Annotated in this window: 13 protein-coding genes; 8 read left to right on the plus strand and 5 right to left on the minus strand. The window is 61.0% G+C overall.

Annotated features, from left to right (window positions below; genetic code table 11):
- Positions 1-51: 51 nt before the first annotated feature.
- Positions 52-594 carry a peptide deformylase gene (gene def, locus ACQ4WR_RS19660; RefSeq protein ID WP_436489370.1) on the minus strand — a complete coding sequence of 181 codons (543 nt, stop codon included), beginning with the start codon at positions 592-594 and terminating at the stop codon, positions 52-54.
- A 313-nt stretch (positions 595-907) separates the two neighbouring features.
- Between def and dprA the strand changes: the two genes are divergently transcribed.
- From dprA to ACQ4WR_RS19675, 3 genes are all read left to right on the plus strand, one after another.
- Positions 908-2023 (plus strand): DNA-processing protein DprA, encoded by a 1116-nt coding sequence (dprA, locus tag ACQ4WR_RS19665; protein ID WP_436489372.1) that lies wholly within the window; start codon positions 908-910, stop codon positions 2021-2023.
- Between the two features lie 94 nt (positions 2024-2117).
- The gene (locus ACQ4WR_RS19670) at positions 2118-2582 is read left to right on the plus strand and encodes a Smg family protein (protein WP_034749287.1); all 465 of its coding nucleotides are present in this window, start codon (positions 2118-2120) and stop codon (positions 2580-2582) included.
- A 298-nt stretch (positions 2583-2880) separates the two neighbouring features.
- Positions 2881-5550: a DNA topoisomerase III gene (locus tag ACQ4WR_RS19675; protein WP_436489374.1), complete on the plus strand. Its 2670-nt coding sequence runs from the start codon at positions 2881-2883 to the stop codon at positions 5548-5550.
- 78 nt (positions 5551-5628) lie between these two features.
- On the opposite strand, the gene pcaC is transcribed toward ACQ4WR_RS19675, so the two are convergent.
- From pcaC to ACQ4WR_RS19695, 4 genes are all read right to left on the minus strand, one after another.
- The gene (gene pcaC, locus ACQ4WR_RS19680; RefSeq protein ID WP_436489376.1) at positions 5629-6027 is read right to left on the minus strand and encodes a 4-carboxymuconolactone decarboxylase; all 399 of its coding nucleotides are present in this window, start codon (positions 6025-6027) and stop codon (positions 5629-5631) included.
- Positions 6028-6125: 98 nt separating this feature from the next.
- Entirely contained in the window at positions 6126-6854 is a 729-nt protein-coding gene (locus tag ACQ4WR_RS19685; RefSeq protein ID WP_102297583.1) for a hypothetical protein, read from the minus strand.
- 78 nt (positions 6855-6932) lie between these two features.
- Positions 6933-8345, minus strand: coding sequence for an alkaline phosphatase (locus tag ACQ4WR_RS19690; protein ID WP_436489378.1), 1413 nt, complete (start codon positions 8343-8345; stop codon positions 6933-6935).
- A gap of 29 nt (positions 8346-8374) precedes the next feature.
- Positions 8375-9826, minus strand: a complete 1452-nt coding sequence (locus ACQ4WR_RS19695) for an alkaline phosphatase (protein ID WP_436489380.1) — start codon at positions 9824-9826, stop codon at positions 8375-8377.
- Between the two features lie 995 nt (positions 9827-10821).
- On the opposite strand from ACQ4WR_RS19695, the gene ACQ4WR_RS19700 reads away from it, so the two are divergent.
- From ACQ4WR_RS19700 to ACQ4WR_RS19720, 5 genes are all read left to right on the plus strand, one after another.
- Positions 10822-10959: a hypothetical protein gene (locus ACQ4WR_RS19700; RefSeq protein ID WP_436489382.1), complete on the plus strand. Its 138-nt coding sequence runs from the start codon at positions 10822-10824 to the stop codon at positions 10957-10959.
- 88 nt (positions 10960-11047) lie between these two features.
- A complete protein-coding gene (locus tag ACQ4WR_RS19705) occupies positions 11048-11917 on the plus strand; it encodes an MBL fold metallo-hydrolase (protein ID WP_436489384.1) in 870 nt (289 codons plus the stop codon).
- Positions 11918-11934: 17 nt separating this feature from the next.
- Complete coding sequence (locus tag ACQ4WR_RS19710) at positions 11935-12591, plus strand: DsbA family protein (RefSeq protein WP_436489386.1); 657 nt, start codon at positions 11935-11937, stop codon at positions 12589-12591.
- Positions 12592-12684: 93 nt separating this feature from the next.
- Positions 12685-14148, plus strand: coding sequence for a catalase (locus ACQ4WR_RS19715; RefSeq protein WP_436489388.1), 1464 nt, complete (start codon positions 12685-12687; stop codon positions 14146-14148).
- Between the two features lie 196 nt (positions 14149-14344).
- Entirely contained in the window at positions 14345-14719 is a 375-nt protein-coding gene (locus ACQ4WR_RS19720) for a hypothetical protein (protein WP_436489390.1), read from the plus strand.
- The last annotated feature ends 32 nt before the right edge of the window (positions 14720-14751 follow it).

Here is a 14751-nt window from a genome sequence, read left to right on the forward strand (position 1 = left end):
CCAGGCTGGCGTGGTGTAACGACAACTGTTGCTTAGTCTATCAGCAGTAGCCTAGAAGCGGCGGTTCTGCGCACGCAGGCTCGCTTCGCGCTCCAGGCCGCGGATTTCCTTGATCATCTTGGTCTTGATGCGGTTGCGCTTGAGCGGCGACAGGTATTCGACGAATACCTTGCCCAGCAAGTGATCCATCTCATGCTGGATGCACACGGCCAGCAAGCCATCGGCTTCCAGCTCGAACTGCTTGCCGTGGCGGTCCTGGGCGCGCACCTTGATGCGGGCCGGGCGCTCGACGCCATCGTAGACGCCGGGCACGGACAGGCAGCCTTCGTCGTACACCTGCTTTTCATCGCTGGCCCAGATGATTTCCGGGTTGACGAACACTTGCAGCTGGTTTTTTTCTTCGGTGATGTCGATCACCATCATCTGGATGTGCTCATCGACTTGCGACGCAGCCAGGCCGACGCCAGGGGCGTCATACATGGTCTCGGCCATGTCGTCGATCAGGGTTTGCAGGCGCTCGTCAAAGGTCGTGACGGGTTTGGCGACCGTGTGCAGGCGAGGATCGGGGTAACGCAGGATATTTAATATGGACATACGAATTCGACTGGTTAAGGTGGGCGCCGGTGCGCCGGATTATTCATGCCTGGGCCATGCAGACGATGGCACGGCAGAGTGTTATTGGATGTTTGAGTACGCTACGGTTGGGCGCGTATGGCGCAACGGCGCGGCAGATGTGTTTGCCAGTGCGTCGTATGGTCTGCTGCAAAGGGAAATTTTATCACAGACGCCCATGGCGCTGTGGATGACGGATCTTTTTGTACCCTGTCTGGCACAAGCTTGCGCGCGTCGGCATCGCGTGCGCGCCGTGCCGCTAGCATGGAGTGGTGCGGTACTGAGCGAGGTTGTCATGCATGCAACTGCGACGGCGGCGGACACGGACACGGACACCGCCACGGAACTGGCGAGCTGGCTGCGCCTGCAGCACTTGCCCGGCGTGGGGCCGGTGGCGGCGCGCGCCTTGCTGGCCCGTTTCGGCTTGCCGCCGGCCATCTTCGCCACCGCATTCGAGGCCTTGCGCGAAGTGGTGCCTGCCGGCGTGGCACGCGCCATCGCGCAGCCGCCCAAGCCGCTGGCCAACAGCCAGCTGGAGCTGACCCTGCAGTGGCTGCGCCAGCCGGGCAATGCCGTGCTGACCTTGGCCGATGCCGCCTATCCGCCCCTGCTGCTGGAAATTGCCGATCCGCCCCTGCTGCTGTACGTGCGGGGCCGCAGCGAACTGCTGTCGCGCCCGGCCATCGCCATCATCGGCAGTCGCAATGCCAGCGCGCAAGGCATGCAGAACGCGGCCGCCTTTGCGCAAGCGCTGAGCGCGGCGGGGCTGACCATCATTTCCGGCCTGGCGCTGGGCATCGACACGCATGCGCACGAGGGCGGCTTGCGCGGCGAGGGCGGCACGGTGGCCGTGATCGGCACGGGCGCCGATCTCGTGTATCCAAGACGAAACCTTGATCTGGCGCAAAGGATTGCCGCGCAAGGCTGCATCGTCAGCGAATATGCGCTGGGCCTGCCCGCCATGCCAGGTAATTTTCCACGCCGCAATCGCCTGATCAGTGGCCTGGCGCGCGGCGTGCTGGTGATCGAGGCGGCAGCGCAATCGGGTTCCCTGATCACGGCGCGTCTGGCCGGCGAGCAGGGGCGCGACGTGTATGCGTTGCCCGGCTCGATTCACGCCACCCTGGCCAAGGGCTGCCATGCGCTGATCAAGCAGGGCGCCAAGCTGGTCGAGTCGGCCGATGACGTGCTGCAGGAGCTGCAATGGCTGGGCGGCAGCGCCAGCGTGGCGGCCGTGCAAGACGCGGACGCGCCGCTGCTGGCCGCGCTGGGCCACGATCCCCACGACGCCGACACTTTGGCCGCGCGCAGCGGCCTGGCCATGGGCGAATTGATGGGAGAATTGCTGGCGCTGGAACTGGCAGGGCGGGTGGAACGCTTGCCGGGAGGACTGTTTCAACGCTGCAAATGACAGCTTGTCACTTGTGTGGCGGCCACGCCGCACGCCGGCCCTTTGTCGGCGCACACCCTTGTGTCCCAGCGAACTTAGCTGCTAGAGTAGAGCCATGTTCGATATCCTGGTGTACCTCTACGAGACTTATTATCGCCCCGATGCCTGCCCCGAGCCGGCAGTGCTGGCGCGCAAACTGTCGGCTGTCGGTTTCGACGACGTGGAGATTTCCGAAGCGCTCGTCTGGCTGACGGACTTGAATGCCATGGCCGGTGTCGAGCAAACCCTGACGGCCAGTTCCACGGGCACGCGTTTCTATGTGCAGCAGGAAAGCGACGTGCTGGGCACGGCCGCCATCGGCTTCATCCAGTTCCTGGAAAGCGCCAAGGTGCTCTCGCCATTGCAGCGCGAAATCGTCATCGAACGGGCGCTGGCGCTCGACGAAGCGCCGGTTTCTCTGGGCAAGCTGAAAGTCATCGTGCTGATGCTGTTGTGGAGCCAGGGCAAGGAACCCGATGCCCTGATGTTCGATGACCTGTTCGTGGACGACGAAGACTTGCCGCCGCGCCTGTTGCACTAATATAGTAGCGTCATTGGCTGCCGCTGCAGCCGCTAGCCCGACCCTGGCGCCGCTGCCGCGCCATCCCCTTTAATATAGGCCGCTCCTGCGCGCACGCTTGACACTGCGTTTGCGTTTGCGCCTGCGCATTCTTGCTTGCAGATAACTTGCTGAATTCTTCAATAGGCGCTTATCATTGGCCGCTTGACAAGACCACAAGTCACAAGCCATTGCGCAGACAAAAGCGTCGGCGCCTGGCAATGCACTGTATGATGCGCATGCTGAAACTATCCTAGAGCATTTTTCGAGACTAAAAAATATGACAAAAACCCTCATCATCGCCGAGAAGCCTTCTGTCGCGAACGATATCGCGAAGACGCTTGGCGGCTTTACCAAGCACGATGAGTACTTTGAATCGGATGAATACGTCCTGTCGTCGGCGGTTGGCCACTTGCTGGAGATCGCCGTACCGGAAGAATTCGACGTGAAGCGCGGCAAATGGAGTTTCGCGCACTTGCCGATGATTCCACCGTATTTCGCGCTCAATCCCATCCCGAAGACGGAAGCGCGCCTCAAAGTATTAAACAAGCTGATCAAACGTAAAGACGTTTCCACCCTCATCAACGCATGCGATGCGGGGCGCGAAGGCGAGCTGATTTTCCGCCTGATCGCGCAAAACGCCAAAGCCAAGCAACCGGTCAAGCGCCTGTGGCTGCAGTCGATGACGCCGGGCGCCATCCGCGACGGTTTCGCGCACCTGCGCAGCGACGAGGAAATGCTGCCGCTGGCCGACGCGGCCCGCTGCCGTTCGGAAGCGGACTGGTTGATCGGCATCAATGGCACGCGTGCCATGACGGCGTTCAATTCGAAAGAAGGCGGCTTCTATCTGACCACCGTGGGCCGCGTGCAGACGCCGACCTTGTCCATCGTGGTTGAACGCGAAGACAAGATCAAGAAATTCGTGCCGCGCGACTTCTGGGAAGTGCGCGCCGAATTCGTCTGCGCCGCCGGTATCTATGAAGGCCGCTGGCTCGACACCAAGTTCAAGAAGGACGAGAACGATCCCGAGAAGCGTGCCGAGCGCCTGTGGAGCAAGACGGCTGCCGACTCGATCGCCACCGCCTGCCGCGGCCGCCAAGGCAATGTCACGGAAGAATCGAAGCCGACCACCTCGATGGCGCCGGGCCTGTTCGACCTGACCAGCCTGCAGCGCGAAGCGAACTCGCGTTTCGGCTTCTCCGCCAAGAACACGCTGGGCCTGGCCCAGGCGCTGTACGAAAAACACAAGGTGCTGACCTACCCGCGTACCGATTCGCGCCACCTGCCGGAAGACTACATGCCGACCGTGCTGCAGGCGCTGGAAACGGTCAAGGAAAACAGCAACTACCACCAGTTCGCCAAGCAGATCATCGACAAGGGCTGGGTCAAGCCGAACAAGCGCATCTTTGATAACACGAAGATCTCGGATCACTTCGCGATCATCCCGACGACGATCGCGCCCAAGAATTTGTCCGAGCCGGAACAGAAGCTGTACGACCTCGTCACGCGCCGTTTCATGGCCGTGTTCTTCCCGCCTGCGGAATTCCAGGTCACCACGCGCTACACGGAAGTGTCCGGCCATCAGTTCAAGACTGAAGGCAAGGTCATGACCAATCCGGGCTGGCTGGCCATCTACGGCAAGGAAGCATCGACGGACGCGGACAAGGAAAGCAATGGCAACGGCAACCTGGTGCCAGTCGCCAAGGGCGAAAAAGTGCAGACGGAAAGCGTCAGCGCCAACGGCCTGGTGACCAAGCCGCCCGCGCGCTTTACAGAGGCGACCTTGCTGTCGGCCATGGAAGGCGCCGGCAAGCTGATCGACGACGACGAGCTGCGCGATGCGATGGCTGGCAAGGGTCTGGGCACGCCGGCGACGCGCGCGGCCACCATCGAGGGCTTGTTGACGGAACGCTACCTGATCCGCGAAGGCCGCGAACTGATCCCGACGGCCAAGGCCTCGCAGCTGATGACTTTGCTCAAAGGCCTGGGCGTCAATGAATTGACGGCGCCGGAGCTGACGGGCGAGTGGGAATACAAGCTGTCGCAGATGGAAAAAGGCAAAATTTCGCGTGAAGAATTCATGCGCGAAATCGCGCAGATGACGCAAATCATCGTCAAGCGCGCCAAGGAATACGACAACGACACGATCCCTGGCGACTACGCGACCCTGGAAACGCCATGCCCGAATTGCGCCGGCGTGGTGAAGGAAAATTATCGCCGCTTCGCCTGCACCAAGTGCGAATTCTCGATGAGCAAGACGCCGGGTTCGCGCCAGTTTGAAATCGCTGAAGTGGAGCAATTGCTGAAGGACCGCACCATCGGCCCGCTGCAAGGCTTCCGCTCGAAGATGGGCCGTCCGTTCGCCGCCATCCTGCGCATCGTGCGCGATGAAGAGATCAAGAATTTCAAGCTGGAATTCGATTTCGGCCAGAACGACGAGAGCGAAGATGGCGAAGGCGTCGATTTCACGGGCCAGACACCCGTGGGACCGTGCCCCAAGTGCAACGCCGGCGTGTACGAAATGGGCCTGGCCTATGTGTGCGAACACAGCGTGGCCAAGCCGAAGACGTGCGACTTCCGCAGCGGCCGTATCATCTTGCAGCAGGAAATCCTGCCGGAACAAATGGCGAAACTGCTCAACGATGGCAAGACCGACTTGCTGCCGGGCTTCGTATCGCAGCGTACCCGCCGTCCGTTCAAGGCCTTCCTCGTGCGCGGCAAGGATGGCAAGGTGAGCTTCGAGTTTGAAGAGCGCAAGGCCAAGGCGCCTGCCAAGGGCAAGGCGGCGGCCGCCGAGGTCGAAGGCGAAGAAGGCGCTGCGCCAGCGAAGAAAGCGGCAGTCAAGAAAGCGGCAGCCGTGAAAAAGGCGCCGGCGAAGAAAGCCGCGGCCGTGAAAAAGCCGGCCGCCAAGAAGGCGCCGGCGAAAAAGGCGGCGGCAGCGGCGGAGTAATCCGCAGCAGCATGCGCCAGCGTAGAAAAGCCAGGGATTTCCCTGGCTTTTTTTACGTCCGGAGTGACTTGCCGATGCTCATGCTGGCGGCGCGGCCGTCGCCACCAAACCCATTTCCCGCAGCACTTCATGCGCCGAACGGAAGGCGTCGATGGCCAGCGGCATGCCGCAATACACGGCGGCGTGCAGCAGCACTTCCTGGATTTCCTGCATGGATGCGCCATTGTTGACGGCGCCGCGCACGTGGCCGCGCAGTTCCTGGGCGCGGCCCAGGGCCGTCAGCATGGCAATCGTCGCCAGGCTGCGGGTTTTCAGGTCGAGGCCGTCGCGGCACCAGGTCGTGCCCCAGGCGTTGCGCGTGACGAATTCCTGCAAGGGCGCCGTGAAGGCGTCGACCTGCGCAAACGCGCGCTCGACAAAGGCGTCGCCCATCACCTGTTTGCGCATGCGCAAACCGTTTTCGAATTGTTCGTCCATGCCGCGCTCCCTGTGGAAGATTCTTGTCTGATACTAGCGAGCGGGCACAGGCAGGTCAAGTGCAGTTCAGGCGGCGCGGCGCGGCGCCAGCGGCGAGATCAGTCCAGGTAGTCGGAATACTCGCGCTGCGCATAATTTTGCAGGTTGGCCCAGGGCTGCGCCTTGCTGACGGTGGGCTGCAGCTTGACATCGACCCGGCGATAGAAGGTGTTGGCGCGGTCGCCGCTTTCGATGACCAGCGGGATCTGCTTTTGCTCATCCCACAGGATGCGCTGGAACACGCCCTTCTTTTCCACTTCGCGCCAGCGCGCGCCCGGCACGTTCGATGCCTGCTTGCTCAGCGGCATGGCGGCCACCAGTTTCGGGTCCAGCAAATAGAAGGTGTTTTCCCACGAGCCGTCGAAATTGACGTTCTCGTATTCCGCTTTCGGGATGGAAACGACGATCTTGTCGTGGGCGTCGATGTATTCCACGCGCACGGTGTTCTTTTCCAGCATCACATGACGGGGAATCAGCACGGGATTGAAGTGCTTGTGCTCATGCTGCGTGGCCGCCGTTGCGGTTTTCAGCGCGACCTTTTTGTTCTCGCCATGCGCGTGTCCCGCATGCGCATCCGTTGCCGGTGCCAGCACGCGTTCGACCCACACGTGGCCGGGACGGCGCAGCATCTTTTCCTCGTAGCGGCTTTCGCGCGTCACGCCTTCCGGCGTGAGTACGCGGCTGTAGTAGGTGATGCCCAGGTCCAGGTCGGCAGGGGTGGCGGGCGCGGCCTGGGCGCTGGCGGCGAAGCCGGCGGCCAGGAGGACGGCGATGAGGGTCGGTTTCATGGTGTTGCCTTTATTTTGCAAAGGGGGCGGAAGGCTATCGCCATCCGCCCCGGTTGGGGTTACGCAGGTGCCGCTACATCAAAAGCCGAGGGCCGCTTTCAGCAGGTCAAATACCTTGGTGTTGTCCAGGGTGCCCTTGAAAGTCTTGGCGCCGGCGCCCGTGGCCAGCAGCTTGACATCGCCGCCGCCGTGGGTTTCGCTGGCCAGGCGCACGCCTGTTTCTTGCAGGTAGTTGTCTTTCAGTGCCGTGGCGCTGTCGACGTTGCTGCGCAGGTCAGGACGGTTCGGACCATTGCCGAACACCAGGGTGGTGTAGGTATTGCCATCCGCATCCTTGCTCGGCTGGTTATCCTTGTAGCCGCGGTTGATGTCGAGGATAGGATTGCCGCGCTTGCCATAACCGTTGAAGGCCAGGGTGTGGTCATGGTCGGCCGTGACGACGATCAGGGTGTTGGCCAGGGTCGGATCGGTTTCCTTGATCTTGGCAATGGCGGCCTTGATGGCGTCGTCGAAGGCGATGGTGTCCGTCAGCGCGCGCTTGGCGTTGATGCCATGCAGGGCGTGGTCGATGCGGCCGCCTTCGACCATCAGGAAGTAGCCGTTGCTGTTTTTCGACAGCAAGTCGATGGCCTTGATGGTCATTTCCGACAGGCTAGGCTGGGTCGCGCCTTCGCCCAGCGGCGGCGTGGCGGTGCGGTCCAGCTCATATTCCAGGTGGCTGCGGGTGCTGTACAGGCCGATGAACTTCTTGCCGCTTGGCGCCGCCGCCATTTCCGCTTTCGTCGCGGCCACGGTGTAGCCCTTGGCGGCAAATTCCGTCAGCAGGTTGCGGCCGTCGGCGCGGCCGTACTTGTTGCTGGCCGACCATGGCGTGAAGTGGTTGCGGCCGCCACCCATCAGCACGTCGACGCCGTCGCCCAGGGCCGCGTTGTAGCCTGCGCCGCCGGGCGCCGTTTGCGCGGCGATCGCGTATTGTGCATTGCGGTTGCAGATGTGCGAGAAGGTCGTCGCCGGCGTGGCGTGCGTCAGTTCCGTGGTGGTGATGGCGCCCACGGCCTTGCCCTTGGCTTTCGCCAGTTCCAGAATGGTCGGCGCGCTCCTGCCGCCGGCCGGGCAGTTGTCCACGCCCAGGTTGCCGTTGGCATCGCGGCCGGGTTCCTTGGCGATGGTATCCTGCGCCATCGAGATGACTTCATTGTTCATCTTGACGCCGGTCATGTAGGCGGCCATCGACGGCGCGCTGTCGGTGGTTTGCGCATCGTTCGAGAACGTCTTGATGCGCGCCGTGCGCTCCAGCGTGTCCATCGTCAGGCTGCCGTCTTCCTTGTACTGGTAGATGCGCGCGGCCGTCACGACGGACGGGCCCATGCCGTCGCCGAGGAAGAAGATGACGTTCTTGGCGTCGGCGGCGTAGGCGCCGTTGGCAACGCTGGCGGCCACGAGCGTGGTCAGCAGCGACAGTTTCAAGGCGGATTTCAATGCTGGTTTCATGTGCTTGTCCAATTCTTGTCTCTTGGGGATTACAGACCGCCGGCGGTCTTGACCAGGCCGAATACTTTGGTGTTGTCGATGGTGCCCAGGAAGGTTTCCGAACCCTTGCCGATGGCGCCCAGGAAGACGTCGGTGCCGCCGTGGGTTTCATTGCCGGCCGTGGTGCGTATCACCGCTTCCTGGTGGTAGGCATTCGCGCTGGTGACGGTTTCATCGAGGCTGGCCATGGCGGCGCGGCTCGACTGGGTGCGGTTTTCGCCATTGCCGAAGCCGATGATCGAATACGGTGCGCCATCGAGGTCTTTCTCGACCGCGCCGGTGACGTAGTTCTTCACCACGCCCAGCACGCCAGGGTTGCCGGCCGCCGTCTTGCCCGTGCGCTTGGCGTAGCCGTTCAGCACCAGCGTGTGGTCATGGTCGGCCGTGACGACGATCAGGGTATTGGCCAGGGTCGGGTCGCTGACCTTGGCTTTGTCGATGGCGGCCTTGATGGCGCTGTCAAAGGCGACGGTGTCTTGCAGCGCTTTCTTGGCCGTGGTTTCATGCAGCGCATGGTCGATGCGGCCGCCTTCGACCATCAGGAAGTAGCCCTTCTTGTTCTTGGCCAGCACGTCCATGGCCTTGGTGGTCATCTCCGCCAGGCTAGGTTCCTTGGCCGCATCGCGGTCCAGGTCATAGCTCATGTGGCTGGAGGTGAACACGCCGAACAAACGGTCCGTCTTGGCCGCATCGACGGCCTTGAAGTCGGCGCCCGTGTTGGCCACCGTGTAGCTCTTGGCTTTCAGCTCGGCGACCAGGTCGCGGCCGTCGGAACGCTTGCCGCCATCCTTGAACGGCTTGAAGAATTGCGCGCCGCCGCCCAGCACTACTTCCAGGCCCGTGGTGCCCAGGGCGCTGTTGTAGCCCGTGCCGCCTGGCACGAGGGCCGCGGCGATATCGTTTTCCAGGTCGCGGTGGCAGATGTGCGAGTAGGTGGCCGCTGGCGTGGCGTGCGTCACGCGCGCCGTGCTGACGACGCCGGCGGCAAAGCCCTTGGCCTTGGCCAGTTCCAGCAAGGTGGTGGCGGGCGTGCCGTTGCCGGTGCCGCATTTGTTGACCAGCTTGTTGCCATTCGCATCCGTGCCCGGATCGATGGCGACCGTGTTGGCGGACATCGAGATGACTTCATTGTTCATCTTCACGCCCGTCATGTAGGCGGCCATCGATGGCGCGCTGTCCGTTACTTGCGCATCGTTCGAGAAGGTCTTGACGAAGGCCGTTTCCGGCAGGGTGTCCATGGTCAGCGAACCGTCTTCGCCCACCGAATAGATGCGTGCCGCCGTCATGGTGGTCAGGCCCATGCCGTCGCCGAGGAAGAAGATGACGTTTTTCGGTGGCGCTTCCGCCACCACGTCGTCTTTTTTGCTGTCGCTGCCACAGGCAGCCAGCATCAGGGTGATAGCGACGCTGCAGCCAGCGACGGAAATTTTTCTGCGTGTCATGTGATTCATCCGGCTAGGTTTGAAAGAGCTAGCAAGATAGCAATCCAATGTGACACCCTCATGACGATGTGTCACGTTTGGCGACGCCGCTATGCCATCGCCGCGCCTGTGGCTTTAGCGCACATCCTCGGTGGAAAAATACACTGTGCCGCGCAAGGCGGCCGGTGCCCACCTGTGAGCAGAGGATTGGTCGCAAGGTGGTGAACAGGCTTTTCTGCGTTCTCTACAGATGCATTCATCGCCGGCTACATACAGTCGGCTACTTGGTCGATATCTAAATTCCGTAATAACACTATATTTTTAAGAGATTTAGGATTAGTCTTATTTTCAAGATGAGAGATGTGAAGCAAGATATATTTGCAACCGCCTTTTTCTGCAATAATTTTTTATTAGCTTGGGGGTGGAATGAAATTCACTGATTTTTCATGTGCCGTATAAAATAGGTGCTTAAATTATTTTTTATTGGTCGACCATGTTAAATCGGGTTGGTTGGCGCCTTAAGTATTGTTTTATTTTTATGGTTTTTCCTGATTTAAATTTATATTGGCTTTATGTGGCGGCGGAATTGCTTACATCGCTTATTGTATGGAACATTAATATGTTAACCAAGTTATGCGGTGAGCATGCTCTGCAAGGTATGCTCATGTTAGGAGAAATAAATGATTGATAACAATTCAAGAAAATATGGCATTTCAGGAATTGTCATATTTTTTCTGGTTGTCGGATTGGCATCTACCACTCTTCCAGCTATATTTGGAAAGACAGTTACGGTGTCTCCGATGTTGATTTTTTGCTATAGTGATTATTAGCAGCTTGCCACATTGTATAAGGCCAAAAAATAACAAAGTGGATGACGATGATGCAGCAATTTTCAGTAAGATATTTTTTATGAACTTGGCTATCTCTGCGTTTCTTTCTATTTTGATGATATTTATATATAAATTTGCACTTGCATTGAATTAGGTGGTTGCAATCTTATAAATGCACATTGATTAATGGATCAGGCGCTGCGCGCGCCCGAAAATCTTGCCGCCGCCGAGTGCAGCGAGCAGGTGCTGCTGGTATGGGATGGCGAACTGGCGGGGCAATGGCTGCATGCAGTGGCGCGGCAGCTTGCAATTCATCCGAATTAAGCAACAAACTATTGCGCTTTTGCGGGTTTTTCTACCGGATTAAGAAACGTAAGATGTGTGCATCCCAATCCTCTTGTGAAGGCGCACCATGTTCTCCAAATCCATTGCCAGCGTTCTTGTTTCCACCGTGTTTGCCGCCGGCGCCGCCTCGGCCGCCGCCAGCGCGCCCCTGACCCTGGAAGTGTTCAATCCGGGCGAGGCGGCCATCTTCCCCGTCGCTTCCGTACTGGTTGCGGGCAAGCATGACGCCGTGCTGATCGATGCGCAGTTCTCGCGCGCCGAAGCGCAAAAGCTGGTGGAAAAGATCCGCGCCAGCGGCAAGAAACTGACGACGGTCTACATCAGCCACAGCGATCCCGATTTCTATTTCGGCCTCGACGTGATCAAGGCGGCCTTCCCGCAGGCCAAGATCGTCGCCACGCCGGAAACGGTCGCCGAGATTCGCCGCAAGGCCGACGCCAAGGTCGCCTACTGGGGGCCGATCCTGAAAGACAATGCGCCGCATGGCATCGTCATACCGGAAGCGTTGAAAGGCAAGCGCATCAGCCTGGAAGGCCAGTCGCTGGACATCGCCGGCCCCACGCCAGCGCGCACCTATGTGTGGATTCCGTCGATCAAGGCCGTGGTGGGCGGCGTGGTGCTGTTCGGTAACTTGCACGTGTGGACGGCCGATACGCAAAGTCTGCAATCGCGCCAGGACTGGCTCAAGACCCTCGACGGCATCGCCGCCCTGAAACCGGCGACCGTGGTGCCCGGCCACTTCAAGGTCGGCTTGCCCCTGACGCCGGAGAGCATCGCTTTTACGCGCGACTACCTGGTGACGTTCGAGGCGGAAACGGCGAAGGCCGCCAATGCGGCCGCCCTGATCGAGGCCATGAAGATGCGCTATCCGAAGCTGGGCCTCGACGGCGCCCTGGAAACCAGCGCGAAAGTGGCGAAGGGTGAAATGCAATGGTAAGCGGCAAGGCGGCCGTCATGCCCACACTGCACTACATTTTCGATCCCCTGTGCGGCTGGTGCTACGGCGCCGCGCCGCTGGTCGAGGCGGCGCGCGCCGTGCCCGGGCTGCAGGTCGCCTTCCATGGCGGCGGCATGATGAGCGGCAGCAATCGCCGCCAGATCACGCCCGCATGGCGCGGCTATGTGCTGCCGCACGACCGGCGCATCGAGCAATTGTCGGGCCAGCCGTTTGGCGACGCCTACCTGAACGGCTTGCTCAACGATACGACGGCCATGCTGGATTCGGAACCGCCGATCACGGCCATCCTGGCCGCCGAGGCGCTGGCCGGCAAGGGCCTGGACATGCTGCAGTGCGTGCAGCACGCCCATTACGTGGATGGCTTGCGCATCGCCGACCTGCCGGTGCTGGCGGCACTGGCGCGCCAGCTGGGCATGGATGGCGCCGCTTTCCAGGCCGAGTATGCGCGGCAGGCGGGTGCCGCCACGCAGCGGCATATCGATGCCAGCCGCGCCTTGCTGGCGCAGGCGGGCGGGCAGGGCTTTCCCACATTCGTGCTCGACGATGGCACGGGCAAGCTGTCGGTCATCGATATCGGTGGCTTCCTGGGCCAGCCGACGAAGTTGCAGGCACAGCTGGGCGGCGTGTGCGGTACAAATGCTTGCGCATTGTAAATAACTATCGATTCGATAAAATCAATTATCTTTTCCTTTGTTGTTGAGCTAGTTACACTGGTTCCATCAGTCAACAACGAAGGAAAAGCAGCCATGAGCCAACAGCCGCCATTCAGCACCGCCTCGGGTATTCCCGTCGCCGACAACCAGAATTCCATCAGCGCCGGCCCCCGCGGTCCCTTGCTGCTGCAAGACTTCCACCTGATCGAAAAACTCCAGCATTTCAACCGCGAGCGCATTCCCGAGCGCGTGGTGCATGCCAAAGGTTCGGGCGCCTACGGCACTTTTACCGTCACGCACGATATCTCGCGCTACACCAAGGCCAAACTGTTCAGTGAAGTGGGCAAGCAGACGGCGACCTTCGCGCGTTTCTCCACCGTTGGCGGGGAACGCGGCAGTGCCGACACGGAACGCGATCCGCGCGGTTTCGCCGTGCGCTTTTATACGGAAGAGGGCAACTGGGATTTGGTGGGCAACAACACGCCCATGTTCTTCATCAAGGACCCGATCAAGTTCCCCGACTTCGTCCACACGCAAAAGCGCGATCCGCAAAGCAATTTGAAATCGGCTGAAATGATGTTCGATTTCTGGAGCCATGCGCCGGAAAGCCTGCACCAGGTCACCATGCTGTTCTCGGACCGCGGCACGCCGGACGGCTACCGCCACATGGATGGCTTCGGCAGCCACACGTATAGCCTGATCAATGCGGATGGCCAGCGCGTGTACGTGAAATGGCACTTCAAGACGCGCCAGGGCATCAGGAATTTGCCGGCCGCGGAAGCGGGCCGCCTGGCCGGTGCCGACCCCGACTACGCCCAGCGCGACCTGTTCGGCGCCATCGAACGCGGCGATTTCCCCCAGTGGGAAATCAAGCTGCAGGTGGCGACGGACGAGCAGCTGGCACAGTGGGAGCAGCGCACGGGCTGGAACCCGTTCGACCTGACGAAAGTGTGGCCGCACGCGGATTTCCCGCTGCTACCCGTGGGCATTTTCGAGCTGAACCGCAATCCGGACAATTACCACGCGGAAGTGGAGCAGGCGGCCTTTTCGCCGGCCAACGCCGTGCCCGGCATGGGCTACTCGCCGGACAAGATGCTGCAGGGCCGTCTGTTCGCCTACCACGACGCCCAGCTGTACCGGGTCGGCACCAATCACCAGCACTTGCCCGTGAATGCGGCGCGCTGTCCCTTCCATAACCAGCAGCGCGACGGCGGCATGGCCATCCAGAATGGCGGCGCGGCGCGCAACTATGCGAACGTGGCGGCGGCAGGCAGCGCGCCGCAAGGGCTGGGCAACGGCGAGCCGGTGCTGGCGCTGGACGGCGGCGCGGCACGCTACGACGGGCGCGGCGTGGAAGACGACTTTACGCAAGCAGGTAATCTGTTCCGCCTGATGTCGGAGCAGGCGAAGCAAAACCTGTTCGACAACCTGGCAGGACCGTTGAGCCAGGTGCGGCCGGAAACCTTGCAGCGCCAGCTCGGCCACTTCGACCAGGCCGATGCTGCCTACGGCGCCGGTGTGCGGGCCGCCTTGGCGGCGCGGGGCGTCGCCTTGTAAAGCGTGTTTCTGGCGGAACAACACGGTTCCGCCGGATGCCGTATGCGGTGTGGCGCGGTATTGATAAAGCGCAAATCATGGTGTGATATTAAATATTGCCATGTGGACATATTTGCCGTCCATGCGTAGACTTGTCGGTCTGATGATCGCGCCGCCTTCCTGGCGGCATCTGACTAGAAAGTCTTGCATTATGAATATGGCAAAGTTGTCGGTGCACGGGGATGACCCCACGCTCAAGTCCATTCTCGAAGTCTTGCCCAGCGACCCCGAGCGCGAGTGGCGCAAGGGCGAAGCCAAGGCGGGAGGGCGGGTGCACCTCGATTCCGGCTTTGAAGTGATCATCGCGCACGCGCCAAAGTCGCAAGTGCTGCCATCGCGCATCCGCAGCTATCTGGCTGAATGCCGCTCGCGCGGCGTGACGTTCACCATGCCGCGCATCGTTGCCGAGCTGCAACTGGAATTGCACGGCGACGATACCCGTGACGCGCCGTTCGACCTGACCCTGGCCGACATGCAGCACCTGACGGAAATGGGCATCAGCCTGAGTATTGTCACGCTGCCGGCCGCCTGATCCCGGGGCCGGATGCGTTGACGAAGAAAGAA

The organism is Janthinobacterium amylolyticum, from assembly GCF_051380655.1.
Classification (GTDB): Bacteria; Pseudomonadota; Gammaproteobacteria; order Burkholderiales; family Burkholderiaceae_D; genus Janthinobacterium.